General features: G+C 70.8%; 22 protein-coding genes. 15 read left to right on the forward strand and 7 right to left on the reverse strand.

Translation table 11 applies throughout. From position 1 onward, the window contains the following. Positions 1-3 precede the first annotated feature (3 nt). Positions 4-489, forward strand: a complete 486-nt coding sequence (locus H0B56_RS13610) for an Lrp/AsnC ligand binding domain-containing protein (protein WP_180893391.1) — start codon at positions 4-6, stop codon at positions 487-489. Positions 490-501: 12 nt separating this feature from the next. Here H0B56_RS13610 and H0B56_RS13615 read toward each other — a convergent pair whose 3' ends face one another. Next, positions 502-1,947, reverse strand: coding sequence for an aminobutyraldehyde dehydrogenase (locus H0B56_RS13615; protein ID WP_180893392.1), 1,446 nt, complete (start codon positions 1,945-1,947; stop codon positions 502-504). Positions 1,948-2,133: 186 nt separating this feature from the next. Between H0B56_RS13615 and H0B56_RS13620 the strand changes: the two genes are divergently transcribed. The 8 genes from H0B56_RS13620 (at position 2,134) to H0B56_RS13655 (ending at position 11,478) form a co-directional block, all read left to right on the forward strand. Next, the gene (locus H0B56_RS13620; protein WP_180893393.1) at positions 2,134-2,613 is read left to right on the forward strand and encodes an Lrp/AsnC ligand binding domain-containing protein; all 480 of its coding nucleotides are present in this window, start codon (positions 2,134-2,136) and stop codon (positions 2,611-2,613) included. A 114-nt stretch (positions 2,614-2,727) separates the two neighbouring features. Then, the gene (locus H0B56_RS13625) at positions 2,728-4,164 is read left to right on the forward strand and encodes an aspartate aminotransferase family protein (protein ID WP_180893394.1); all 1,437 of its coding nucleotides are present in this window, start codon (positions 2,728-2,730) and stop codon (positions 4,162-4,164) included. Between the two features lie 242 nt (positions 4,165-4,406). Then, positions 4,407-5,849, forward strand: a complete 1,443-nt coding sequence (locus tag H0B56_RS13630; RefSeq protein ID WP_343063897.1) for an aminobutyraldehyde dehydrogenase — start codon at positions 4,407-4,409, stop codon at positions 5,847-5,849. Positions 5,850-5,894: 45 nt separating this feature from the next. Then, entirely contained in the window at positions 5,895-7,082 is a 1,188-nt protein-coding gene (locus H0B56_RS13635; protein WP_219632759.1) for an ABC transporter ATP-binding protein, read from the forward strand. Next, positions 7,075-8,316 carry an ABC transporter substrate-binding protein gene (locus H0B56_RS13640; protein ID WP_180893397.1) on the forward strand — a complete coding sequence of 414 codons (1,242 nt, stop codon included), beginning with the start codon at positions 7,075-7,077 and terminating at the stop codon, positions 8,314-8,316. Before H0B56_RS13635 ends, H0B56_RS13640 begins: the two co-directional genes overlap by 8 nt. 8 nt (positions 8,317-8,324) lie before the next feature. Further along, positions 8,325-9,182: an ABC transporter permease gene (locus H0B56_RS13645; protein WP_180893398.1), complete on the forward strand. Its 858-nt coding sequence runs from the start codon at positions 8,325-8,327 to the stop codon at positions 9,180-9,182. Further along, a complete protein-coding gene (locus tag H0B56_RS13650) occupies positions 9,179-10,021 on the forward strand; it encodes an ABC transporter permease (RefSeq protein ID WP_180893399.1) in 843 nt (280 codons plus the stop codon). Before H0B56_RS13645 ends, H0B56_RS13650 begins: the two co-directional genes overlap by 4 nt. 41 nt (positions 10,022-10,062) lie before the next feature. Continuing rightward, positions 10,063-11,478: an FAD-dependent oxidoreductase gene (locus H0B56_RS13655; protein ID WP_180893400.1), complete on the forward strand. Its 1,416-nt coding sequence runs from the start codon at positions 10,063-10,065 to the stop codon at positions 11,476-11,478. A gap of 13 nt (positions 11,479-11,491) precedes the next feature. On the opposite strand, the gene H0B56_RS13660 is transcribed toward H0B56_RS13655, so the two are convergent. The 3 genes from H0B56_RS13660 to H0B56_RS13670 form a co-directional block, all read right to left on the reverse strand. Then, the gene (locus H0B56_RS13660) at positions 11,492-11,899 is read right to left on the reverse strand and encodes a PIN domain-containing protein (protein ID WP_180893401.1); all 408 of its coding nucleotides are present in this window, start codon (positions 11,897-11,899) and stop codon (positions 11,492-11,494) included. Then, positions 11,896-12,219, reverse strand: a complete 324-nt coding sequence (locus H0B56_RS13665) for a type II toxin-antitoxin system Phd/YefM family antitoxin (RefSeq protein WP_180893402.1) — start codon at positions 12,217-12,219, stop codon at positions 11,896-11,898. Before H0B56_RS13665 ends, H0B56_RS13660 begins: the two co-directional genes overlap by 4 nt. A gap of 74 nt (positions 12,220-12,293) precedes the next feature. Then, entirely contained in the window at positions 12,294-13,916 is a 1,623-nt protein-coding gene (locus H0B56_RS13670; RefSeq protein WP_180893558.1) for a PucR family transcriptional regulator, read from the reverse strand. 144 nt (positions 13,917-14,060) lie between these two features. On the opposite strand from H0B56_RS13670, the gene H0B56_RS13675 reads away from it, so the two are divergent. Next, positions 14,061-15,365 carry an aspartate aminotransferase family protein gene (locus tag H0B56_RS13675; protein ID WP_180893403.1) on the forward strand — a complete coding sequence of 435 codons (1,305 nt, stop codon included), beginning with the start codon at positions 14,061-14,063 and terminating at the stop codon, positions 15,363-15,365. Beyond that, positions 15,362-16,858 carry a CoA-acylating methylmalonate-semialdehyde dehydrogenase gene (locus H0B56_RS13680; RefSeq protein WP_180893404.1) on the forward strand — a complete coding sequence of 499 codons (1,497 nt, stop codon included), beginning with the start codon at positions 15,362-15,364 and terminating at the stop codon, positions 16,856-16,858. The genes H0B56_RS13675 and H0B56_RS13680 overlap by 4 nt, the downstream gene beginning before the upstream one ends. Positions 16,859-16,938: 80 nt before the next feature. Here H0B56_RS13680 and H0B56_RS13685 read toward each other — a convergent pair whose 3' ends face one another. Continuing rightward, entirely contained in the window at positions 16,939-18,432 is a 1,494-nt protein-coding gene (locus H0B56_RS13685; RefSeq protein ID WP_180893405.1) for a PucR family transcriptional regulator, read from the reverse strand. A 132-nt stretch (positions 18,433-18,564) separates the two neighbouring features. Here H0B56_RS13685 and gabT point away from each other — a divergent pair, with 132 nt between their 5' ends. Then, positions 18,565-19,887 (forward strand): 4-aminobutyrate--2-oxoglutarate transaminase, encoded by a 1,323-nt coding sequence (gene gabT / locus H0B56_RS13690; protein WP_180893406.1) that lies wholly within the window; start codon positions 18,565-18,567, stop codon positions 19,885-19,887. A 16-nt stretch (positions 19,888-19,903) separates the two neighbouring features. Continuing rightward, positions 19,904-21,334, forward strand: a complete 1,431-nt coding sequence (locus H0B56_RS13695) for an aldehyde dehydrogenase family protein (RefSeq protein ID WP_180893407.1) — start codon at positions 19,904-19,906, stop codon at positions 21,332-21,334. A gap of 22 nt (positions 21,335-21,356) precedes the next feature. On the opposite strand, the gene H0B56_RS13700 is transcribed toward H0B56_RS13695, so the two are convergent. Continuing rightward, the gene (locus H0B56_RS13700; RefSeq protein ID WP_180893408.1) at positions 21,357-22,052 is read right to left on the reverse strand and encodes an acetoacetate decarboxylase family protein; all 696 of its coding nucleotides are present in this window, start codon (positions 22,050-22,052) and stop codon (positions 21,357-21,359) included. A 124-nt stretch (positions 22,053-22,176) separates the two neighbouring features. On the opposite strand from H0B56_RS13700, the gene H0B56_RS13705 reads away from it, so the two are divergent. Next, positions 22,177-23,013 (forward strand): SDR family oxidoreductase, encoded by an 837-nt coding sequence (locus tag H0B56_RS13705; RefSeq protein WP_180893409.1) that lies wholly within the window; start codon positions 22,177-22,179, stop codon positions 23,011-23,013. Between the two features lie 80 nt (positions 23,014-23,093). On the opposite strand, the gene H0B56_RS13710 is transcribed toward H0B56_RS13705, so the two are convergent. After that, on the reverse strand, positions 23,094-23,861 hold the full coding sequence (locus H0B56_RS13710) for an IclR family transcriptional regulator domain-containing protein (RefSeq protein ID WP_180893410.1): 768 nt from the start codon (positions 23,859-23,861) through the stop codon (positions 23,094-23,096). A gap of 82 nt (positions 23,862-23,943) precedes the next feature. Between H0B56_RS13710 and H0B56_RS13715 the strand changes: the two genes are divergently transcribed. Continuing rightward, entirely contained in the window at positions 23,944-25,608 is a 1,665-nt protein-coding gene (locus H0B56_RS13715; protein ID WP_180893411.1) for an amidohydrolase, read from the forward strand. Positions 25,609-25,610 lie beyond the last annotated feature (2 nt).

Raw genomic sequence — 25,610 nt, forward strand, 5'->3', positions numbered from 1 at the left:
CGCGTGGTCAATCAGAACACGACTGCGCACGCCGCCGGATCACCTGTGCTGGACGAGGTGTCCAAGCTGATCATCGAGCAGCTGCAGCAGGACGGGCGCCGGTCGTACGGCGCGATCGGCAAGGCCGTCGGGCTGTCCGAGGCGGCGGTACGGCAGCGGGTGCAACGGCTCACCGAGGCCGGTGTGATCCAGATCGTGGCCGTCACCGACCCCATGCAGGTCGGCCTGTTCCGGCAGGCCATGCTCGCCATCAACGTCGACGGACCGCTCGAGCCACTCGCCGACGCGCTCGCCGAGATGGACGAAGTGGACTACGTCGTGATCTGCACCGGCCGCTTCGACGTGCTCTGCGAGGTGGTCTGCGCCGATGACTCCGACCTGCTGGACCTGGTCTCCAACCGTATCCGCACGCTGGCCGGGGTGCGCAACGTCGAGACGTTGACCTACCTGAAGCTGCGCAAGCAGACCTACCAGTGGGGTACCCGCTAGGAACCGCACGGCTCAGCCGCTGATGTCGGTCATGACGTGCTTGACCCGGGTGTAGTCCTCGAGCCCGTACATCGACAGGTCCTTGCCGTAGCCCGACTTGCCGAAGCCGCCGTGCGGCATCTCGGCGATCAGCGGGATGTGGGTGTTGATCCACACGCAGCCGAAGTCGAGCCGCTTGGACATCCGCATCGCGCGCCCGTGGTCGCGGGTCCACACCGAGGAGGCCAGCCCGTAGTCCACCCCGTTGGCCAGCCGGACTGCCTCGTCCTCACCGGAGAACCGCTGCACGGTCAGCACCGGTCCGAAGACCTCCTGCTGGATGATCTCGTCGTCCTGTTTCAGGCCGGAGACCACCGTCGGGGCGTAGAAGAAGCCGCGGTCACCGACCCTGCTCCCGCCGTGGTGGACCGAGGCGTGGTCGGGCAGCCTGTCCACGAAGCCCGCGACACGGTCGAGCTGCGCTGCCGAGTTCAGCGGCCCGTACGCGGCCTCCGGGTCGTCCGGTCCCGCGGTCCGGGTGCCCGCGGCCTGCTCGGCGAGCGCGGCGACGAGATCGTCGTGCACCTCCTCGGATGCCAGCACGCGGGCGGCCGCGGTGCAGTCCTGTCCGGCGTTGAAGTACCCGGCCTCGGCGATGGCGGCCGCGGCCGCCGGGACGTCGGCGTCGTCGAAGACCACCACCGGCGCCTTGCCGCCGAGCTCCAGGTGCACCCGCTTGAGGTCGGCGGCAGCGGCCTCGGCGACCTCCGTGCCCGCGCGCACCGAGCCGGTGATGGAGACCATGTCCGGGGTCTCGTGTGTGGTCAGCAGCCTACCGGTGTCGCGGTCGCCGCAGACCACGTTGAGCACGCCCTGCGGCAGGAACTCCGCGGCGATCTCGGCGAGCAGCACGGTCGTGGCAGGCGTGGTGTCGGAGGGTTTGAGCACCACGGTGTTGCCCGCTGCCAGGGCGGGGGCGATCTTCCAGATCGCCATCAGCAGCGGGTAGTTCCACGGGGTGACCTGGGCGCACACCCCGACCGGCTCGCGGCGCACGAACGAGGTGAGACCGTCCATGTACTCGCCTGCCGACTTGCCTTCCAGCACCCGCGACGCGCCCGCGAAGAACCGCAGGTGGTCGAGCACCATGGTCAGCTCCTCGGCTCGCGTCACAGCGAGGGGCTTACCGGTGTTCTCCGACTCGGTGGCCACGATCTCGTCGGCGCGCGCCTCGAGCGCGTCGGCCAGCCTGGACAGCGCGAGCTGCCGCGTGGCAGGGGTGGCGTCGCGCCACCCGCCGAACGCTCCGGAGGCCGCGGCGAACGCTCTGTCCACATCGGCCTGCCCGGCGAGCGCGGAGGTCGCGTACACCTCGCCGGTAGCCGGGTTGACGACGTCCAGCGTGCGACCGTCCACGGAGTCGGCGTGCGCACCGCCGATGAAATGGCGGAAGGTTTTCTTCTGGCTGGGCTCACTCATCGATCGTCCTCACACAGACCAGCTCGGCGGCATCTCTTGCCGTGGCATGGAACACCACCGAATCCGTCGTGTCAATAGATAGATACAACTAAAGCCGTTGTTGATCGCCCAGTACCAAGCGATTTCAGAAGCGCAAGACGGGCCCGCGTACTTGCCCGGCGGCGTCGTGTCGACGATGATGTGCCGGTGCAATCCAACGGCAAGCAGACACAGCGCAACGACACCCTCGACGAGACGGCGAAGAAGATCATCGAGCAGCTCCAGGAGGACGGCCGCCGCTCCTACGGCGCCATCGGGGCGACGATCGGACTCTCGGAGGCCGCCGTACGGCAGCGGGTGCAGCGCCTGACCCAGAGCGGCGTCATGCAGATCGTGGCGGTCACCGACCCGATGCAGGTCGGCCTGTTCCGGCAGGCGATGGTCGGCCTGAAGATCGACGGGCCGCTCGAGCCGGTCGCCGACGCCCTCGGCGCGATGGACGAGATCGACTACGTGGTGATGTGCTCCGGACGGTTCGATCTGCTGTGCGAGATCGTCTGCACGGACGACGAGCACCTGCTGGAGCTGATCTCGCAGCGCATCCGCTCGCTGCACGGGGTCCGCGACATCGAGACGATGGTGTACCTGAAGCTGCACAAGCAGTCATATCAGTGGGGAACTCGCTAGTTTGCAACTAAATTAGTTGCTTAAATTGCGATCATGTGCGATAAACGTCGTACAGCTCAGCGCTGACCGCTAACCCGGTGCACCTTCCGACGACCCACATCGCACGAGGACATCATGAGCAACAGCAGCGACGCCGGCACGAGCAGTGCCCCCAGCAGTGCCCCCAGTAGCGCCTCCAGTAGCGCTTCCAGCAGTGCCGAGAGCCTCTCCGCATCGGCGCGCGACCACCTGTGGATGCACTTCACCCGGCACACCGATGCCACGACGGACATCCCCGTGATCACGCGTGGCGAGGGAGCCTACGTCTGGGACGCCAACGGCAAGCGGTACCTCGACGGGCTCGCCGGGCTCTTCGCGGTCCAGGTCGGGCACGGGCGGCAGGAGCTCGCCGAGGCCGCCGCGAAGCAGACCCGCGAGCTGGCCTACTTCCCGCTGTGGGGGCACGCGCATCCCGGATCCATCGAGCTCGCCGAACGGCTGGCCACCGACGCCCCCGGCGACCTCAACCGGGTGTTCTTCACCGTCAGTGGCGGCGAGGCGGTCGAGACCGCATGGAAGCTCGCCAAGCAGTACTTCAAGCTGACCGGCAAGCCGACCAAGCACAAGGTGGTCAGCCGGTCGCTCGCCTACCACGGCACGTCGGCAGGGGCGCTGTCCATCACCGGGCTACCCGGCGCCAAGCAGGACTTCGAACCGCTCGTACCGAGCACCGTGCGTGTGCCGAGCACGAACTTCTACCGGGCGCCCGAGCACGCGGACGACTACGCGGCCTTCGGCCGGTGGGCAGCCGACCAGATCGCCCAGGCCATCGAGCTCGAGGGGCCGGACACGGTCGCGGCGGTCTTCCTCGAACCGCTGCAGAACACCGGTGGCTGTTTCCCCCCACCGCCCGGCTACTTCGAGCGCGTCCGCGAGATCTGCGACCGCTACGACGTGCTCCTGGTCTCCGACGAGGTCATCTGCGCCTTCGGCAGGCTGGGGCAGGACTTCGGGGCGCGCAGGTACGGCTACCAGCCGGACATCCTCACCACCGCGAAGGGCCTCACCTCCGGGTATGCCCCGCTCGGCGCCGTACTCGTCAGCGACACCATCGCGGAGCCGTTCCGCACCGGCACGACGACGTTCATGCACGGTTCCACCTACGGCGGGCACCCGGTGTCCTGTGCCGTCGCGCTCGCCAACCTGGACATCCTGGAACGCGACGGCATCTACCAGCACGTACAGGACAACGAGCAGGCATTCCGCTCGACCCTGGAGCGGTTGCTCGACCTGCCGATCGTCGGTGACGTGCGCGGCGCGGGCTTCTTCTACGGCATCGAGCTCGTCAAGGACAAGACCACCAAGGAGAGCTTCACCGACGCCGAGTGCGAGCGGATCCTGCGCGGGCACGTCTCCCCCGCGCTGTTCGACCGCGGCCTGTACTGCCGCGCGGACGACCGCGGCGAGCCCGTCATCCAGCTGTCGCCCCCGCTGATCTGCGAGCAGCACAACTTCGACGAGATGGAGCAGATCCTGCGCAGCGCGCTGACCGAGGCGTGGCAGCTGCTGTAGGACACCGCTCCCCGAGCCCGCCGCTGGTGGCACCGGAGACTGCCGGTGCCACCAGCGGCACATCTGTATCTAATTTCGTTGTATCAATTGCATCTATCAATCTAATCAGTCGCGTAACCAATTTTTTGCAACTGAATCCGTTGCATCCGGGAGCGGCCTGTGTCAGCCTGACAGGCCAGAGCACCGTGCCCCGAATCACACCCTGCCGGGAGAGCTGACCAGTGGTTACCACCTCACCCCAGATCCGCAGGCTGCGGAACTTCGTCGACGGGCAGTACTCCGACACGGCCGAGGGCCGCACGGCGGAGGTCATCAACCCCGCGACCGCGGGCGTACTCGCCGAAGCCCCCGACTCGGGACCCGCCGACGTCGACGCGGCCTGCAGGGCCGCGGCAGCCGCGTTCGACGGCGGCTGGCGCGACAGCACGCCCGCACAGCGGCAGATCGCGCTGTCCAGGTTCGCGGACGCCGTCGAGGCACGGGCCGACGAGCTGATCGCCGCGGAGGTGGACAACTGCGGCAAGCCTGCCGGCCCGACACGCGACGAGGAGCTGTTCCAGGTCACCGACGCGCTACGGTTCTTCGCAGGCGCTGCCCGGAACCTGGACGGCAAGGCCGCGGGCGAGTACCTGGCCGGGCACACCTCCTGGGTCAGGCGCGAGCCGCTCGGCGTCATCGGAGCGATCACCCCGTGGAACTACCCGATGGCCATGGCCGCGTGGAAGATCGGGCCCGCACTGGCCGCGGGCAACACGGTCGTGCTCAAGCCCTCCGACACCACACCGGTCTCCACCCTGCTGCTCGCCGAGATCGCCGCGGAGTTCTTCCCGCCAGGCGTGTTCAACGTGATCTGCGGCGGCCGGGACACCGGTCGCGCGCTGGTGGAGCACCCCGTGCCCCGGATGGTCTCGCTGACAGGGTCCACCCGTGCCGGGACCGAGGTGGCCGGTTCCGCTGCCGCCGACCTCAAGCGGGTGCACCTGGAGCTCGGCGGGAAGGCTCCGGTCGTTGTCTTCGACGACGCCGACATCGCCTCCGCCGCTGCCGGAATCGCCGAGGCCGGGTACTTCAACGCGGGCCAGGACTGCACCGCGGCCACCAGGGTGCTGGCCGCCCCCGGCATTCACGACGAGCTCGCCGCCGCGCTCGCCGAGCAGGCGGCCAAGACGGTCACAGCCGGTCCGCGGGATGCCGAGGCCGAGCGGGCCGACTACGGACCGCTGAACAACGCCGGCCAGCTCGCCCGCGTGGCCGGCTTCGTCGACCGCGCGCCAGGGCACGCGCGGGTGCTGGCTGGCGGCAGCACGCTCGACCGCCCCGGGTACTTCTACTCCCCCACCGTGGTCTCCGGGCTACGGCAGGGCGACGAGATGGTCACCGACGAGATCTTCGGCCCGGTTATCACGGTGCAGCGGTTCACCGACGAGGACACCGCCGTGCGGTGGGCCAACTCCGTCGAGTACGGGCTCGCCTCCTCGGTGTGGACCCGCGACCACGCCCGCGCCCTTCGGGTGTCCCGCAGGCTCGACTTCGGCTGCGTGTGGATCAACACGCACATCCCGCTGATCGCGGAGATGCCGCACGGAGGGTTCAAGCACTCGGGCTACGGCAAGGACCTGTCGATGTACGGGCTCGAGGACTACACCCGCGTCAAGCACGTCATGAGCTACATCGGTCGGGACTGACCGGAAAGGACCCGCATGACCATCACCGCACACGAGCGTGCCGACATGTCCCGCTCCCCGATCGCCGGCACCGACCCGACACCGGCCATCAGCCTGCACGGGGTGTCCAAGGTCTACCGCTCCGGCAGCGAGACCGTCACCGCCGTACGCGAGGTGGACCTCAACATCGAACGCGGCGAGTTCTTCTCCCTGCTCGGGCCGTCCGGCTGTGGCAAGACGACCACGATGCGGATGATCGCCGGATTCGACGACCCCACGGACGGAGAGGTGCGGCTGACCGGAAACGACGTCACCGGGGTACCGCCCAACCACCGCGACGTGAACATGGTCTTCCAGAGCTACGCGCTGTTCCCGCACATGAGCGTGCACGACAACGTCGCGTTCGGACTCAAGCGCAGCGGAGTGGCCAAGCGGGAGATCTCCGGACGCGTCGGCGAGATGCTCGACCTCGTCGAGCTGGGCGACCGGGCGGGTCACAAGCCCGCCCAGCTCTCCGGCGGGCAGCAGCAGCGGGTCGCCCTTGCCCGCGCGCTGGTCAACCGGCCGAGCGCGCTGCTGCTGGACGAGCCGCTCGGCGCGCTCGACCTCAAGCTGCGCCAGTCGATGCAGAGCGAGCTCAAACGCATCCAGCGCGAGGTCGGCATCACCTTCGTCTACGTCACCCACGACCAGGGTGAGGCGCTGACCATGTCGGACCGGATCGCGGTGATGAACGAGGGCATCGTCGAACAGCTCGGCTCCCCCGCCGAGGTGTACGAGCGGCCCGCCACCCGGTTCGTCGCGGGTTTCATCGGAACCTCCAACCTGCTCACCGGCACGGCGGGCGAGGCGCGCGACGGGGGATCCGACGTCCGGCTGGCCGACGACCACGTCGTGCGGGCCGGAACCGCGCTCCTGCCGGGGGCCGCCGTCGACATGACCGTGCGCCCGGAGAAGATCCGGATCACCACGCACGAACCGGACGCCGCGCTGAGCCGGGTCCGCGGCACCGTCACCGACACCGTCTACCTCGGCTCGGCCACGCACTACACGGTGCGGCTGGCCGACGGCACCGAGATCGTCGTCTTCTGCCAGAACACCTCCGACGCGCTCGAGGTCGCCGAGGCCGGATCAGCCGTGTGGTTGTCCTGGCAGCCGCAGCATTCCTACGTCCTGCCGGAGGCGCACGCGTCCCGTCCGGCACCGCACACCCCTGCCGACCCTTCCGACGAGGAGACCCACAACCATGCGTGACCACCACCCCCGCCCCGCCCTGCCCCCCGCCCTGCACAGGGGCATGACCCAAGCCCGACTCAGCCGCCGAGGCATGCTGCAGCTCAGCGGACTCGCCGCGGCCGGATTCGCGCTGTCCGCCTGCGGCATCGGCGGGCAGAAGTCCGAGGCCGTCGACGCCGAGGACTTCTGGGCAGGCAAGGAGGAAACCGGGCACCTCCGGTTCGCCAACTGGCCGCTCTACATGGACTCCGAGCGCACCCAGCTCAAGAAGTTCACCGAGGCCACCGGCATCACCGTGGACTACAAGGAGGACGTGCAGGAGAACGCGTCGTTCTTCGGCAAGATCCAGCCGCGGCTGGCCAACGGCGACTCGATCGGCTACGACATGATGGTGCTCACCAACGGCATGGAGCTGGCCAAGCTCATCGCGCTGGGCTACCTCGCGCCGCTGGACCACGCCCGGCTGCCGAACTTCGCCGAGCACGCGGGCGAGCTCTACAAAGACCCCGACTACGACCCCGGCAACACCTACACGGTCCCCTACGCCTCCGGTATCACCGGGATCGCCTACAACCCCGACTTCGTCGATCGCGAGATCACCAGCATCGCGGACCTGTGGGACCCCGCGTTCGAGGGCAAGGTCGGGATGTTCGCCGACCCCCAGGAGATCGCGAACTTCGGGCTGCTGCGCAACGGCGTCAACCCCGCGGAGTCCGGCATGTCCGACTGGGAGGAGGCCGCGGACGCGCTCCGCGAGCAGCGCGAGGCCGGGATCGTCCGCGCGTACTACGAGCAGGACTTCATCCAGCCGCTGACCAACGGCGACATCTGGATGGCCATGGCCTGGTCGGGCGACATCTTCCAGCAGAACGCCGAGGAGGGCACCAACCTGCAGTTCGTCGTGCCCACCGAGGGAGCGACACTGTGGACGGACCTGATGATGATACCGGTCACCTCCGAGGCGCCCGTCGACGCGCTCGAGCTGATGAACTTCCTGTACCGGCCGCAGATCGCCGCGGGGCTGACCGAGTACATCGGCTACGTCCCGCCGGTGCCCGAGACCCAGCGGCTGCTGCGCGAGCGCGCCGAGGACGCCTCCGGTGACGACCGCGAGTACCTCGAGGAGCTGTCCGCGAGCCCGCTGGTCTTCCCGTCCGATGCGGACTACGACAAGCTGCACAGCTACGTCACGCTCGCCCCCGAGGAGCAGGAGGACTTCAACTCCCTGTTCCAGGCCGTCACCCAGTCGTAACGAGAACCATGGTGAAACGCAAACTCGTCCCGTACCTGCTGGCACTGCCCGGGTGGTCGTGGCTGGCGCTGTTCTTCGTCGCCCCGATCGCAGGCATGCTGGCGCTGTCGTTGACAACCGGCGATGTGATCACCGGGTTCCGGCAGACCTTCCACGTCGCCAACTACGTCGACGCGATAGCCACCTACTGGGAGCAGATCAGCAGATCGCTGCTCTACGGCGGCTCCGCGACCGTGGTGTGCCTGCTGCTCGGCTTCCCGATGGCCTACTGGATCGCGTTCCGGGGCGGCAAGCACAAGTCCACCTACCTGCTGCTGATCCTGCTGCCGTTCTTCGTCTCGTTCGTGCTGCGCACGATCTCGTGGAAGTTCACGCTCAGCGACAACGGCGTGGTGCTTGGCACGCTCAAGAGTATCGGCCTCGCGCCGGACGACCTCGCCGTGCTCAACAGCGCCCCCGCGGTGGTACTCGGTCTCGCCTACAACTTCCTGCCGTTCATGGTGCTGCCCATCTACGCCGTGCTGGAACGCATGGATCCCCGGCTGGTCGAGGCCGCCTACGACCTCTACGCCACCCGCACGCAGGCCTTCCTGCGGGTCATCCTGCCGATCGCGCTGCCAGGCGTGTTCGCGGGCGGGCTGATGACGTTCATCCCCACCAGCGCCGACTACGTCAACGCCTCGGTGCTCGGCGGCACGCACAACACCATGGTCGGCAACATCATCCGGACCGAGTACCTGGTGAACAACGCGTACCCGACCGCGGCGGCGATCACCTTCACGCTGATGGGGCTGCTGCTGCTCGGGATCTTCAGCTATGCCCGTGCCCTCGGCACCGAGCGGGTCATGGAGGTGCAAGCCCGATGAGTACCGACACCGCGCACCCGGTCCGGCCGGACACGACGCCCCGGGCGGCCCCCGCGGCCCGTCCGCGCCGCAGGATCGACTGGGGCAAGTACTTCACCTGGGCCGTACTCGCCTGGCTGTTCGTCCCGATCACGTTCATGATCGCGTTCAGCTTCAACGACGTCTCCGGCAGGCACAACGTCCGGTGGGAGGGTTTCACGCTGCGCTGGTACGGGCAGGCCTTCGCCTACAGGGACCTGACCGAGGCGCTGCTGTACTCGCTGGCGATCGCGCTGCTGACGATGCTGATCGCCGGAATCATCGGCAGCCTGCTCGGGCTGGCGCTCGGCAGGCACCGCTTCCACGGCAAGAACTCCACCAACGTCGTCATGTTCGCCGCGATCTCCGCACCCGAGGTGGTGATCGGTGCGGCGCTGCTGTCGCTGTTCCTGCTCGCGGGCGTGAAGGCAGGCTTCGTCACGATCGTGATCGCGCACGTGATGTTCACCGTGTCGTTCGTGGCCATCACCGTGCGGGCCCGCGTGATCACGCTCGACCCGAAGCTCGAGGAGGCCGCGCGGGACCTCGGCGCGGGGCCGTGGACCACGTTCCGCCTCGTGACACTGCCCATGCTCACCCCGGCGATCATGGCGGGCGGGCTGCTGGCGTTCGCACTGTCCATCGACGACTACATCATCACGTCCTTCGTCAGCGGCGAGGTCACCACGTTCCCGCTGTGGATCTGGGGATCGACACGCGTCGGTATCCCGCCGCAGGTGAACGTGATGGGCACGCTCATCTTCGTCGTCGGCGTGCTGCTCGCGGTCGTCAACGTGATCGTCGCCCGCCGCAGGCGGTAGCCCGTGGCACACACCGAACGGAGGGATCTCCCGTGGCAGCCGTGACCACTGATCGCGCAACGGCGGCGTGGGCGGACGCGAAGCCCGCCGCGTTCTGGCTCGACCCCGATGTGCCCGGCCACGAACCCGGACCGGAGGCGCCCGCGCTGACCGGGTCGACGACCGCGGACCTCGTGGTCGTCGGCGGCGGCTACAGCGGGCTGTGGACCGCGTTGCTCGCCAAGGAGCGCGATCCCGACCGCGACGTGCTGCTGCTGGAGGCAGGCACCGTCGGCTGGGCGGCCTCCGGCCGCAACGGCGGGTTCTGTGCCGCCAGCCTCACCCACGGCTTCGCCAACGGGGCGGCCCGCTGGCCGGGCGAGATCGACGAGCTGGAACGGCTCGGCATGGCCAACCTCGACGCCATCGAGGACACGGTACGCCGCTACGGCATCGACTGCGAGTTCGAACGCACCGGCGAGCTCCTCGTCGCCACCACGCGATGGCAGGCCGACGAGCTCGCCGCCTCGGCAGAGGAGATCCGGCGCCGCGGCGGAACGGCGGAGGTACTCGACGCCGAACGCACCCGCGGGATGGTCGACTCCCCGACCTACCTGGCCGGGCTGTACGAGCGCGACGAGGTAGCGATGCTGCACCCGGCCAAGCTGGCATGGGGCCTGCGCGACGCGTGCCGGGAGCTCGGCGTGCGGCTGCACGAGCGCAGCCGGGTCCGGACGCTCTCCGGCCGGGGACCGGACCTGGTCGTGCAGACCGCCGAGGCCACCGTGCGAGCACGACGGGTGGCGTGGGCGGCAGGGGCCTTTCCCGGGCCGCTGCGGCGGCTACGCCACTACCTCGCCCCCGTCTACGACTACGCGCTGGTGACCGAGCCGCTGACCGACAAGCAGCTGGAGACGATCGGCTGGCGCGGGCGGCACGGCATCTCGGACGCGGGCAACCTGTTCCACTACTACCGGCTCACCGCGGACAACCGGATCCTGTGGGGCGGCTACGACATCGTGCACCACCTCGGCGGGCGGATCCGCCCCGAGTTCGACCAGCGACCGGCGACGTTCACCAGGCTGGCCGAGCACTTCTTCCGGACCTTCCCGCAACTGGACGGGCTGCGGTTCACGCACCGCTGGGGCGGGGTGATCGACACGTGCAGCCGCTTCAGCCCGTTCTTCGGCACGGCCCACGGCGGGCGGCTCGCCTACGCCGCGGGCTACACCGGCCTCGGCGTCGGCGCGACCCGCTTCGGCGCCCAGGTGATGCTGGACAAGCTCGACGGTGCGCGCACGGAGCGCACGCGGCTGGAGATGGTGCGCCGCAAGCCGCTGCCGTTCCCGCCGGAGCCGGTCCGCTCGGCGGGCATCTGGGCGACGCTGCGCGCCAGCGAGGCGGCCGACCGCAACGACGGGAAGCGCAACCTCTGGCTGCGCACGCTCGACCGCATCGGCCTCGGCTTCACCAGCTGAGCGGCCCCTCGCCTCAGCCGGGCGCCGCCACCGGCAGCCCGGCCTCCTCGGCCGCGGCGATCATTCGCTTGTCGTAGGTGACGAACCGGACCAGTGCCGCACCCAAGCTCAGCGCGGCGGTGACGTGCACGGCGTCGAGTGACCTCAGCCGCGTCCCTGGCAACACGGTCCCCGCATCGTCGAACGTCTTCGCAGGCAGCGCGACGTGGGCACACCGGTGTAACCATTGCTCGGCACGTTGGTGTGTTTCCGCGTCCGCGTCCGAGGCATACAGGCCTCGGCGCAGTTCCGTCCGCGTGAGGTGGCTGGTGATCTGCCGGGCAGGGGCATGCCGTACCAACCACGACTTCAGCACCTCGGACTCGACCTCGTCCTGGAACAGTTTGATCGCTGCGCACGTATCGAGATAGAGGAAGTTCACCCCGCATCACGCTCTTCGTCGCGGAGCGCGATGACGGCGTCGCTGCCGCGGCGCGTTCCCGAGGGCGACGGTTCGGGAGGCATGTCCGCGGCCTCGGCGGCGGACGGCAACCCGTCCAGGGCGTCCGGGTCAAGGATGCCGTCGGCGACGGCATCCTTGACCGCCTCCTCGGCCGGATCCGGCGGCAGGATGCGACCGACCGTCGCACCCCGCCTCGTGACAACGAACGAGTGCCCGTGACGGGCGCGGTCGAACACATCGGCTGCGTTTCGCTGCAGCTCACGTATCGTGATGCGTTCCTCGTTCGCCTCGTCGTCCATGTCTGACATCATAATCGATTGCCTGACAACGATCCAACGCGCCGAACTCGACGATCGCTTGGTCGCATCGACCCCTACCGTCGGGTGGCCTCGCTCGCCAGCACGGCCAGGTGCAGCGAGGTACGGACCTCGGGGTCGGCCAGGTCGGCACCGAGGATGCGCTCGATCCGCTGCAGCCGCTCGTAGAAGGCCGGGCGCGAGAGGTGCAGCGCAGCCGCTGCGGCGGCCTTGTTCCCGCTGTGCTCGACGAAGGCCCGCAGCGTGCCGAGCAGGGTGGTCCCGTTGTCGCCGTCGTAGGCGGCCAGCGCGCCCAGCTCCCGCTCGGCGAAGGCGGCTACCCGGTCGTCGTCGCCGAGCAGGTGCAGCAGGCCGCGCACGTGCACGTCGCGGAGCCGGTGGCAGGGCCGCTCCTCGCGGACCCCCGCGGCGGCAGCGGCGACGTGGTCGGCCTCGGCGATGCTCCGCCGGACCGCGGCGGGGTCGGTGACCTCGCTGCCGGCCGCGACCGTCGCCGGGGTGGCGCGCGGCATGGCGGCCACCGCCCGGTGGATCCGCGCGGCGAAGCCGTCCGTGACAGCCGTCGCGTCCGCGTCGCGCGGCAGCGACAGCAGGCATCCCACGGTGTTGTCGCTGGTCACGCCGATCAACGCGGGCACATCGGCCTGGCGCGCCGCCGAGGAGGCCACGTCGGCCAGATCCCGGACGGCCTCCTGCGCGGCCAGCGTGGCCGGCCCGGCCTCGCGCACGGCGCGCGGGGTCACGGTGATGCCCACCAGTAGCCGTTCCCGCACCGGCACGCCCGCCTCGGCGCACCGGTCGAGCACCGTCGCCTCCGGCTCCGAGGTCCCCGACAGCGCGGTCAGCAGTGTGCGGTGGGTCTGCCGCTCCAGGCTCTCCCTGTCCCGTGTGGCCAGGCGGTCCAGCGCAAGCGCGGCGGCCGCGCGCTCCAGCAGCACCACCTCGCGCCGGGACGGCTCATCGGGTGCCAGCAGCACCAGCCGACCCCAGTCGTCGCCGCGCGCGCCCACCGAGGTCACCAGCCAGCCCTGCTCCTGGTGGTACGCGGTGCGCTGGCCGTGACCGACCGCCCGGGAGCGCTGCTCCCAGCCGGCGAGCAGCTCGCCGGGGTCGTCCCCCGCGAGGTCGTAGCCGAGGATCTGGTGCCGGATCGACTCCAGCACCACGGGCAGCCCGGCCATGCGGACGAGAACGCCCAGGATCTCGGACTGCCCGGCACCGGAGACGCTCAGCGCCGTGAAGGTCTCGTGGATGTGCTCGGTGGCACGCAGCTCGGCGAGCTGCGCGTCCACGATGAGCTCGCCGACGTGCTGCGCGACGGTCACGAAGCGGGTCTCGCGGCGGAGCGCGACCAGCGGCAGCCCCGCGGCCTCGCAGGCCTCGCGCAGCGCGGCAGGCAGCTCGCCCGTCCAGCGGCGGCCCAGCTCGACCACGAGGCCCGCGACGTCGACCTCGGCCAGCTCCCCGACGTAACCGGCGAGCGCCGCGCCGTCGTCCGGCAACGCGATCCCGGTGGTCAGGACCAGCTCGCCACCGCGAAGCAGGTGCGCGATATCGGCCAGCTCCGCGGAGTGCACCCAGCGCACCGGCCGGGACAGGCCCGCGGACCCGGCGACGACACGCGGCGCCGCCCGCCGCATCACGGGCATCGCCAGCACCTCGGACACCGTGGGAAGCATGCCTCGCTCGCTCTCGTCGAATCCCGGCTCCACACTACAGAGTGTCTGACTATCGCCGAAACTGCTGACACTGTGTCGGTTCCGTCCCGGCGGTCCCGGGAGGTTTGGTTGTGTCAGGCCCTGTTACCGAGCCGGGAGGTCCCCATGCCGCACGACGAGCTGCTGCACCGCCACCGCGCGGTGATGCCGGGCTGGCTGAGCCTCTACTACGACGAACCGATCGAGATCACCGGCGGGCACGGCAGGCACGTCACCGACGGGACCGGCCGTACCTACCTCGACTTCTTCGCGGGCATCCTCACCAACGCCATCGGCTACGACATCGGCGAGATCTCCGAGGCGATCCGTAGCCAGCTCGACACCGGTGTGGTGCACACCTCGACGCTGTACCTGATCCGCAGGCAGGTGGAGCTGGCCGAGCGCATCGCAGAGCTGTCCGGCATCGACGACGCGAAGGTGTTCTTCACCAGCTCCGGCACCGAGGCGAACGAGGCAGCGCTGCTGCTCGCCACCCAGTACCGGCGCTCCAACCAGGTGCTCGCGCTGCGCAACTCCTACCACGGCAGGGCGTTCGCCACGACCGGGATCACCGGCAACCGGGGATGGTCGCCATCGGCGCTGAGCCCGCTCCAGGTCAGCTACGTGCATGGCGGCTACCGCTACCGCGGCCCGCTGCGTGGACTGTCCGATGCCGACTACATCCGCGCCTGCACCGAGGACCTTCGTGAGGTGCTGGCCACCACCACGGCGGGCGACGTGGCGTGCATGATCGCCGAGCCCATCCAGGGAGTCGGCGGGTTCGCCACCCCACCGGACGGGCTGTTCGCCGCGTACGCCGAGGTCCTCGGCGAGTACGGCATCCCGTTCATCTCCGACGAGGTACAGACCGGCTGGGGCCGCACAGGGGAGCACTTCTGGGGCATCGGCGCGCACGGGCTCACCCCGGACGCGATGACGTTCGCCAAGGGGCTCGGCAACGGGCTGGCGATCGGTGGCGTCGTGGCAAGGGGCGAGCTGATGGACTGCCTCACCGCGAACTCGATCTCGACCTTCGGCGGCAACCCCCTGTCGACGACGGCGGCCACGGCGACGCTCGACTACCTGCTCTCGCACGACCTGCAGGCCAACGCCGCCGAGCGGGGCGCGTTCCTGCTGCGGCGGCTACGCGAGGCCGGGCGACCGGACGGGGTGGTCGGCGAGGTGCGCGGCAAGGGACTGATGATCGGCATCGAGCTGGTCGAGCCCGGCACGACCGAGCCGTCCCCGCGCGCGGCCACGGCCGTGCTCGAGGCGACACGGGCGGCGGGGCTGCTTGTCGGCAAGGGCGGGCTGCACGGCAACGTGATCCGGCTGGCTCCCCCGATGACCCTGACGGCGGACGAGGCAACCGAGGGGTCGCGGATCCTGCTGGACGCGATCGCCACGACGGACAAGGAGCTCACCGCATGACCACGCAGCGCGTCACGCACTGGATCGGCGGCGCCGACCGGGATCACCCCGCCGAGCGCACCGCCGAGGTCTACGATCCGGCGACCGGCCAGGTGACGGCACGGGTGGACCTCGCATCGGCGTCCGATATCGACAGCGCCGTCGCCGCGGCCTCCCGGGCGTTTCCCGGCTGGCGGGACACCTCGCTGTCCCGCCGCACCGCCGTACTGTTCGCGTTCCGGCAGCTGCTCGCCGAGCGGGCCGACGAGCTTGCCGAGGCGATCACCGCAGAGCACGGCAAGGTGCTCGACGACGCGGCAGGTGAGGTGCGGCGCGGACTCGACGTCGTCGACTTCGCCTGCGGGCTCGGGCACCTGCTCAAGGGCGAGTTCACCGAGAACGCCTCCGGCGGCGTGGACGTCTACTCGCTGAAGCAGCCGCTCGGCGTCGTCTCGGTGATCTCCCCGTTCAACTTCCCCGTCATGGTGCCGCTGTGGTTCGTTCCGCTCGCCATCGCCTGCGGCAACACGGTCGTGCTCAAGCCGAGCGAGAAGGACCCGTCCGCCTCCGTGCTGCTCGCCCGGCTGCTCGCCGAGGCGGGTCTGCCCGACGGCGTGTGCAACGTGGTGCACGGCGACAGCGTCGCCGTGGACGCGCTGCTGGAGCACCCGGATGTCGCCGCGGTCTCGTTCGTCGGGTCGACCCCGGTCGCGCGGCACGTCTACGAGACGGGCACGCGGCACGGCAAGCGGGTCCAGGCGCTCGGCGGGGCGAAGAACCACATGGTGGTGCTGCCGGACGCCGACCTGGACCTCGCGGCGGACGCGGCGGTCAACGCGGGGTTCGGCTCCGCGGGCGAGCGCTGCATGGCGGTCTCGGCGCTGGTCGCCGTCGAGCCGATCGGCGACGAGCTGGTCGGCAGGATCGCCGAGCGGATGGCCGAGCTGCGTACCGGCGACGGCAGGCGGGGCTGCGACATGGGCCCGCTCGTCACGCGCGCGCACCGCGACCGCGTGTCATCCTATGTGGATGCCGGCATCGCCGAGGGCGCCTCGCTCGTCGCCGACGGCCGCACCGTTCGACCGGACGGCAACGGCGCGGGTTTCTGGCTCGGGCCGACCCTGTTCGACCACGTCACGCCGCAGATGAGCGTCTACACCGACGAGATCTTCGGGCCCGTGCTGTCCGTGCTGCGCGCACCGTCCTACGAGGCCGCCGTGGAGCTGGTGAACAGCAACCCCTACGGCAACGGCACGGCGATCTTCACCAACGACGGCAGGGCGGCGCGGCGCTACCGCAACGAGGTCGAGGTCGGCATGGTCGGCATCAACGTGCCCATCCCGGTGCCCGTCGCCTACTACTCGTTCGGCGGGTGGAAGGCCTCATTGTTCGGCGACACCCACGCCTACGGTACCGACGGGGTGCGCTTCTACACCCGGACCAAGGCCGTCACCTCCCGCTGGCCCGACCCGGGCGACGCGGGGATCGATCTCGGGTTCCCGCGCAACGGGTGAACCGGCACGCGGTGCCGCCGGGGCCGGCACGGTGTGCCGGACGGCCCGACACGGTGTGTTCGAGGGCCCGACACGGCGGGCTAGCCGGGGTCGAGCTGTTGCAGGGCGAGCCAGAGCTCGGCGCGGGTGTCCGGTGAGTCGAGGTCGGCGCCGGTGAGCTCGGCGACCTTGCCGATGCGGTTGCGCAGGGTGTGCCGGTGCACGCCGAGGCGTGCTGCCGCGGGATCCCACTGGCCGTGCTGGCGCAGCCACTCCCGCAGCGAGCCGAGCAGGTCGCCCCGCCCGGTGCCGTCGTGCCGCAGGACCGGCGCCAGCAGCGACTCGGCGAACGCCTCCGCTTCGGCACGCGGGACGAGGCCGAGCAGGCCCTGCCGCGCCAGCTCGGAGAACCGCAGCACGCCCGCGCCGGTCCGCCGCGCCGCGCCCGCCGCCCGTACGGCCTGCCGGTGTGCCTGCTCGGCCGCGGCATAACCGGCCGGTTCGGACACTCCCAGGTGCAGATCGCCGACCCTGCCGGGGATCCGCTCATGGTCGCCGGTCTCCGCAGGGGTCACCACCAGCACGTACCCGTCGACCTCGGCGACGAACCACCGTGTCCCGCGCGGCGGCGCCGCCAGCAGCTCGACCGCGGCCCGCAGCGCGGCAGGCTCGCCGGCGAGGGCCACCACCCGCACCGGCTCCTCCGGCAACGGGCCGAACACCTGTGCCGCGGTCTCGCGCGCGGCCTCGGGACGACCGGCGAGGATCAGCCGCATCAGCGCGGTGCGCAGGTGCCACAGGGTGTCGCCATGGTCCTGTGAGCCGGCGACGACCAGGGTCAGCAGCGCGGCGGCGCTGCTGAGCACGTGCTGGTCGGTGCGGCCGAGCGGGCGGGAGCGGCCCACGACGAGATAGGCGCGCGAGCGGTCACCCAGCGTCTGGGCCGAGACCTGCTCGGCGCCGAGTGAGAACGACGAGCTGGCCGGTCCCCGGCGTGCGCGCAGCCGGTCGACCTCGCCGGAGACCTCGGCCACGCGCCGGGAGGCCGCCGACGGCGCAGCGTGCAGTACCTCACCGGTGCTGTCCAGCAGCAGCACCCAGCCGTCCAGCAGCCGGGCCAGCCGCCGCACCACCCCGGCCCGCCCGGAGGTGGCCAGCGCGGCCTTGGTCAGCTCCTGCCTCGCGGAGTTCGTGGTGGTCACCTCGGCGTAGGCGTCGGCGGCCAGCGCCGCGGATACGGACTTGCTGATCGCGATGAACGGGGTGGGCCTCGGCACCTCGACGAGCGGAAGCCCCGCGGCCTCCGCCGCCTCGACCAGCCCTTCCGGCACCTCCTGGTGCGACAGGCCGGTACCGAAGCCGAGCGCGGCGCCCCCGCTGTCGACGAAGCGGCGCACGAACCCCGCGAGGTCGCTGCCGCCGCTCATCGTCAGGCCCGTGGTCAGCAGCAGCTCGCCGCCCTCGAGGAACGGTGTCGGGTCGGTCAGCTCGCTGACATGCACCCAGGTGACGGGCCGGTCCAGCGCGTCCTCGCCCGCGCGGACCCGCAGCCCGAGCTGCCGCTCGCCGACCAGATCCCGCACGGTCGCAGGCATCGCACCCACCTCGATTCGACAGTGTGTCCATCATATCGGAAACAAATATCCAGATCCGATACTGACCGGATGTGCGCCGCTCGACGAGTATGGGCGTCGACCACGCTCAGCTCAGTACCGAGAAAGGGCAGCATGACCACCACAGCGCAGACGAGCGACCGGCTGAGAACGGCCATACCCGGACCACAGTCCGCGGCACTGCAACGCCGCCGCGAGCGAGCGGTGGCGAGTGGGGTCCCGTCGGTGCTGCCCGCCGCGGCCGAACGCGGCGGGGACGGCCTGCTGGTCGACGCGGACGGCAACGAGCTGATCGACCTGGCATCCGGCATCGCGGTCACCAGCGCGGGCAACCCCGCCCCCGCCGTCGCGGACGCGGTGGCCGGGCAGGCGTCCCTGTTCACGCACGCCTGCTTCATGGTCACCCCGTACGAGGGGTATGTGCGGGTGTGCGAGCAGCTGGCCGAGCTCACCCCGGGAGAGCACGAGAAGCGCTCGGCGCTGTTCAACTCCGGCTCCGAGGCCGTGGAGAACGCCGTCAAGATCGCCAGGCACGCCACGGGGCGGCAGGCCGTCGTGGTCTTCGACCACGCCTACCACGGCCGGACGAACCTCACGATGGCGCTGACCGCGAAGAACATGCCGTACAAGCACCGGTTCGGACCGTTCGCGCCCGAGGTCTACCGCGTACCGATGTCCTACCCGTTCCGGGATCCGGCCGGGATGACCGGTGAGCAGGCAGCGGCGCGGGCCACCACGCAGATGGCCAAGCACGTCGGCGCGGACAACATCGCCGCCGTACTGATCGAGCCGATCCAGGGCGAGGGCGGTTTCGTCGTTCCCGCGCCGGGGTTCCTGCGCGCGGTGGCCGACTGGTGCAGCGACAACGGCGTGCTGCTGATCGCCGACGAGATCCAGACCGGTTTCTGCCGCACGGGGGCGTGGTTCGCCTGCGAGCACGAGGACGTCGTTCCCGACCTGGTCACCACGGCGAAGGGGATGGCAGGGGGCCTGCCGCTGGCCGCCGTGACCGGGCACGCCGACGTGATGGACGCGGTGCACGCCGGTGGCCTCGGCGGCACCTACGGCGGCAACCCGATCGCCTGCGCGGCGGCGCTGGCCACCATCGAGACCATGCGCACCCGCGACCTCGCTGCCGCGGCCGGCCGGATCGAGCGCGCCGCCCTACAGCGGCTGCGTGCCCTCGCCGAGGGAGACAACGGGATCGGCGAGGTCCGCGGCAGGGGCGCGATGCTGGCCGTGGAGTTCGCGGGCGCCGACGGCGAGCCCGACGCCGAGCGCGCGACCCGCGTCGCCAAGGCCTGTCACGAGGCCGGGGTGATCGTGCTGACCTGCGGCACCTACGGCAACGTCGTTCGCTTGCTACCGCCGCTGGTGATCGGCGAGCAGCTGCTGGACGAGGGACTGTCCGTTCTCGAACACGCCATCACGGCCTGAGGAACAGGAGATCGCCATGACCATCACCCCGTTCTGGGTCGACGGCAAGCCGTGCACCAGCGCGGAGCACCTCGAGGTGCGCAGCCCCTACGACGGGTCGCTCGCCGGGACCACCTGCCACGCGGGACCGTCCGATATGGAGCACGCGGTCGCCTCGGCGCACGCCGCGCGGCACGAGGTCGCACACCTGCCAGCGCACGTGCGCGCGGGCGCCCTCGAACACGTCGCGCGCAGGCTGGCCGAACGCGCCGAGGAGGTCGCCGCGCTGATCACCGCCGAGTCGGGCAAACCCGTCAGGTGGTCGCGCGCCGAGGTGACGCGCGGTATCTCCACGTTCCGGTGGGCCGCGGAGGAGGCGCGCAGACTCTCCGGTGAGCTGCAGCGGCTGGACACCGACCCGGCGGCGACGGGCCGGATGGCGCTGGTGCGGCGGGTCTCGCGGGGGCCCGTGCTGGCGATCACGCCGTTCAACTTCCCGCTCAACCTGGTGGCGCACAAGGTGGCTCCGGCGATCGCGGCCGGCTCGCCGGTCGTGGTCAAGCCGGCGCCCGCGACCCCGCTGACCGCCCTGCTGCTCGGCGAGCTGCTCGCCGAGACCGACCTGCCCGCCGGGGCGTGGTCGGTGCTGCCGGTACCGAACGACGCGGCAGGCGTGCTCGTGGACGACCCCCGGCTGCCGGTCGTGTCGTTCACCGGTTCCGGGCCGGTCGGCTGGGCGATCCGCGACCGCGTGCCGCGCAAGCACGTGACACTGGAGCTCGGCGGTAACGCGGCGGCCGTGGTCTGTCCGGACTGGACGGACCTGGACGGCGCTGCGAAGCGCATCGCCACGTTCGCCACCTACCAGGGTGGCCAATCGTGCATCGCCGTGCAGCGGGTGTACGCGCACCGCGACGTCTACGACGAGCTGGCCGAGCGGGTCGTCGCGGCCGTCGCCGAGCTGGGCACCGGTGATCCCACCGACCCCGGCACGGCGGTGGGTCCGCTGATCAGCGAGGAGGCGGCCCAGCGGGCACAGGGCTGGGTGGCCGATGCCGTGGCGGACGGCGCCCGCGTGCTGGCCGGTGGCACCCGCGACGGGGCCACCCTCGCCCCCACGGTGCTGGCAGGCGCGCCCGAGCACTGCGCGGTCAACTCCGACGAGGTGTTCGCCCCCGTGCTCACCCTCGCCCCCGTCGACTCGGTCGGCGAGGCGTTCGACCGGGTCAACGACTCCCGGTTCGGCCTGCAGACCGGGGTGTTCACCCACGACGTGCGACTCGCCTTCCGCGCGTCCGCCGAGCTCGAGGTCGGTGGGGTCATCGTCGGCGACGTGCCCAGCTACCGCGCCGACCAGATGCCCTACGGCGGGCTGAAGGACTCCGGGACCGGCAGGGAGGGCCTGGCCTCGGCGATCGCCGACCTCACCGAGGAACGCGTGCTCGTGCTCACCGGCCTGGAGCTGTAGGCGCGGGCGTCACCGGCAGCGGTTACCTGACGGCCTCGGCGTCGGCGAAGGTCATCCCCAGGCGGCCGATGCTGCTGGTACCCAGCGCCGCCTTCGGCAGCCCGAGCCGCCGCAGCTCCTCGGCGATCGGGTGCTCGCCGAGCTCCATCCGCACCCCGCCGGGCCGGGAGCGCACACCGCCCGGACGCATGATCCACGGGGTGCGGCGCAGCTCGCCGTCCAGGCAGGTATAGGCGTCCACAGAGGTGCGAGCGATCCGGCCCGGCACGGGCAGGCCCCGGCCGATACGCAGGTCGACGACGCCCTGCCCGCCCGCGCTGAGCACGCAGCGCTGGTCCGGCCCGTCGAGCTCCAGGTGAATGTCGGCCATCTCCTTCGGAAAGCCCCAGATCACCCGGCCCGCCTCCAGCGTGAACTCCTGGTTGACCGGCAGCCAGTGAATGAACGCGCCGACCTCCCGTTTCGACGCCCCGGGTGGGCGGGCGAGGAACGCGACGGCGAACTCGTGGTACGGCCCCAGATCGCTGTCGACATAGCGCACGAACGCGAGCGAGCACACCGCCCTGCCCGGCACGGGCTCGACGACGTCCAGCCCCGAGTAGTCGATGATCGACCGTGCCGTCCGTGCCGGTACCAGGAACATGGCCGAGCACGCGCTCGCCTGCCGCACCTCGACCGGCATGGTGACCCGCTCGCCCTGAATGAGATGACTCGCCATAACTCTAGTAGAACATGTTCTTGCTAGTTCGTCACTAGTCCCGCACAATGCTTGCCATGACCAACGATCACGTTCACTCGACCAGGAGAACCTGTTCCCCTTCGGCGCTCGGGCTGCGCGCATCATGAGCGTCGAGGGCATGGGCGTCCTGGTCACAGGGGGTGGCAGCGGTATCGGCCTCGGCGTGGCGCGGCACCTCGCGGCCGAGGGAGCGCACGTCACCGTCTGCGGCCGTACGGAGGCCACGCTGGCCAGCGCGGTCGAGGAGATCTCCGCGCATGCCGCCGGGGGCAGCCGCGCGGGATACGTGGTCGCCGACGTCTCCGATGAGGACGCCGTCGCGAGCGCGGTCGCACGGGCGAGCGAGCGCGCCGGTGGCCGGCTGGACGGCGTGGTGACCTGCGCGGGCGGGAACAGCTGGGTCGGCCCCATCACCCAGATGCCGATCGAGCAGTGGAACGGCGCGCTGGAAACGAACCTGACCGGCACGATGCTGGCGCTCAAGCACGCGGGCGCGTACATGGCCAAGGCGGGCGGGGGCGCCATCGTCGGCATCTCGTCGATCGCCAGCTCCAACACCCACCGCTGGTTCGGCCCCTACGGCGTGACCAAGGCAGGTGTCGACCACCTCTGCCAGCTGGCCGCCGACGAGCTCGGGCCGAGCAACGTGCGCGTGAACTGTGTCCGCCCCGGCCTGGTCCGCACCGAGATGGTCGAGGCCATCACCGGATCCGACAACCCGGTCCGCGACGACTACGAGTCGTGCATACCACTCCCCCGCATCGGGGAGGTCGGCGACATCGCCGCCGCGGTCCGCTTCCTCATCGGCCCGGAGTCGAGCTGGCTCACCGGCCAGGTGATCAATGTGGATGGTGGACACTCGCTACGCAGGGGCCCCGACCTCCGGCCGTGGCTGGAACCCGCCTACGGCGAGGATGGCCTGCGCGGCATCGTCAGCTGACCGCTCGCCGTGTCGGGCGTGCGGACATGCCGTGTCGGGCGTGCGGACATGGTGTGTCGGGCGCGTGGGCAGGATGTGTCTCAGCTCACCCGCACCTCGGAGGCCGGGCCGTTGTCGTCGAGCAGGCCCTCGAGATCACCCGCCGCGTCCGCCGCCGCCCGCTGCGCGTGCGCGACGGCGTCGCTGTCGAAGTCCTGCACGAACCCGGTGACCGACACGGCGGCGCGGCAGTGCCCGCCCGCCCCGCGCACCGGCACCGCGACGTCGGCGATGAGCGGGTCCAGCCCACCCGAGCTGAACGCGTAACCCGCCTGCCGGACGTCCTCGAGCCGTGCGCGCAGCTCCGGGACGTCGATACCCGCCTCCGTCGCGGACTCCAGAAAGGACTCGCGCCGCGCCGGATCGCTGAACGCGAGCAGCACGAGGCCGCTCGCCGAGCGCCACGGGTCGAAGACCTCTCCCCCGAACCCCAGGAACCGCTGGTAACGCTCGGAACGCACCGTCTCGATGACCCGGCAGCCGCCTTCCTCGAGCACCTCGATACCGGCGATGCGCTCGGTGTCGGTAGCCACCCTGCTGAGCATCGGCCGGGCCACGTCGGCCAGGGCGTGGCGCGCAGCGGGGCCCTGGGTCATACGCAGCAACGCCCAGCCGAGCATGTAGCGGTCGTTGCCGTCGCGCACCACGAAGTTCCGCGCGATCAGCTCGGCCAGCGAGCGGTACGCGGTCGCGCGGTGCAGGTCCACGCGCTCGGCCAGCTCGGAGAGCCGCAGCGGGCTCTCCGCGTCCGCAAGCGCGGTCAGCAGGTCAAGGGCCTTGGCGACCGCGCTCCGATCGGTCCGCGCCACGTCCGTCCTCCTCTTGCCGCACTACCTCCACCGCGAGTAACGTTACACGAAACCAATGTTGTCGTCTACGTAACCAGGTGCGATGTCAGGTATCGATCTCCTCTTCCACTCCGGACATATCACCACGCTCGACGGTGCGGGCACCGTAGCCGAGGCGGTCGCGGTCGCCGATGGCCGCATCCGCGCTGTGGGCACGAACACCGACATCATGGCGCTGGCGGGCCCCGGCACGCGGCGGATCGATCTCGCGGGCGGTTCGGTACTTCCCGGCATCAACGACTCCCACCTGCACCTGCAGTTCTTCGGGCTGTCGCGCCCCCCGTTCAGTATCGACCTCAGCGACCGTGCCGTCTCCAGCGTTCGCGAGATCCGCGAGCATATCGCCGGCCAGGCCCGCACCCGCCCGCCGGGCGGGTGGATCCGCGGCTGGGGCTGGACCGAGCGCCACCTCCGCGAGCTGGCCGAGCGCGGCTCCGGGCCGACCCGCGACGACCTGGACCCGGTGAGCCCGGACCATCCCGTGCTGCTCACGCACTTCTCGGGCCACGCGGCCTGGGCCAACTCGCGCGCACTCGAGATCGCGGGCGTCACCGCGGCCACCCCCGACCCGGACGGTGGCAGGGTGGTCCGTGACCCGGCCACCGCGGAGCCGACCGGTGAGCTGCACGAGACAGCAGTGGCGCTGGTCGCCGACCGGGTACCGGAACCGACGCCCGCCGAGCGCCGCGAGGCGACCGCGGCAGCCATGGCCGAGCTCAACGCGCTCGGCGTCACCAGCGTCACCGACCCGGTCGTCACCCCGCCGATGCTGCGCGACTACCTCGCCATGCACAGGGATGGCGCGCTGCGCACCCGGGTGACCACGCTGCTGAACTGGACCTGGCCCTCGGTCACCACGTCGGCAGCGACCATCGATGAGGCGATGCGCTACGCCGGTACGGGCAGCGGGCTCGGCGACGACTGGCTGAGCATCGGCGGGTGCAAGCTCTTCGCCGACGGCATCCCCGCGCTGCGCTCGGCGTGGATGTCCCGGCCGTACGACGACGGCTGCTGCGGGTCACTTGTCACCGAGGGCGGCGACGACGCGCAGCGGCTGTCCTCGCTGGCCACGCTGATCGAGACGCTGCACAGGCACCGCTTCCAGGTTCAGGTGCACGCGACAGGCGACCGCGCGTGCGACGGCGTCGTGGATGCCCTCGCCGCCGCGGCCGAGGCGGACCCGTGGCCCGACGCACGGCACGTGCTCATCCACGCGAACCTGCCCGGCGAGCGCGCGATGAAGCTCATGGCGGCACACGGCTTCGTCGCCAACACCCAGGCGTTGATCAAGTGGCAGGTCTCCGACGCGCTGCGCGGCGTCGTGGACGAGCCGACGTGGCACCGCAACATCCCGGTGCGGTCCTTACTGGACGCCGGGGTCGTCGTCGCGGACAGCTCGGACGCGCCGGTGACCTACCCGGACTGGCGGCAGGGTGTCGAGACGCTCGTGCTGCGGCGGACCCGGCACGAGGGCGCGGTCAGCGGCGCCGACCAGCGCCTCACCCGCGAGCAGGCGCTGCGCGCCTGGACGAACGCGCCCGCCTACCAGGAGGGCCGCGAGCGCACCAAGGGCCACATCGCCCCCGGTGCACTCGCCGACCTCACCGTCCTCGCCGAGGACGTCCTCGCCGTCGACGACGAGGAGCTACACGCCGTCACGCCGGTGATGACGGTCGTCGGCGGGGACATCGTGCACGACGCCCGGTGATC

Origin of the sequence: Haloechinothrix aidingensis, assembly GCF_013450155.1 — a bacterium.
Lineage (GTDB): Bacteria > Actinomycetota > Actinomycetes > Mycobacteriales > Pseudonocardiaceae > Haloechinothrix > Haloechinothrix aidingensis.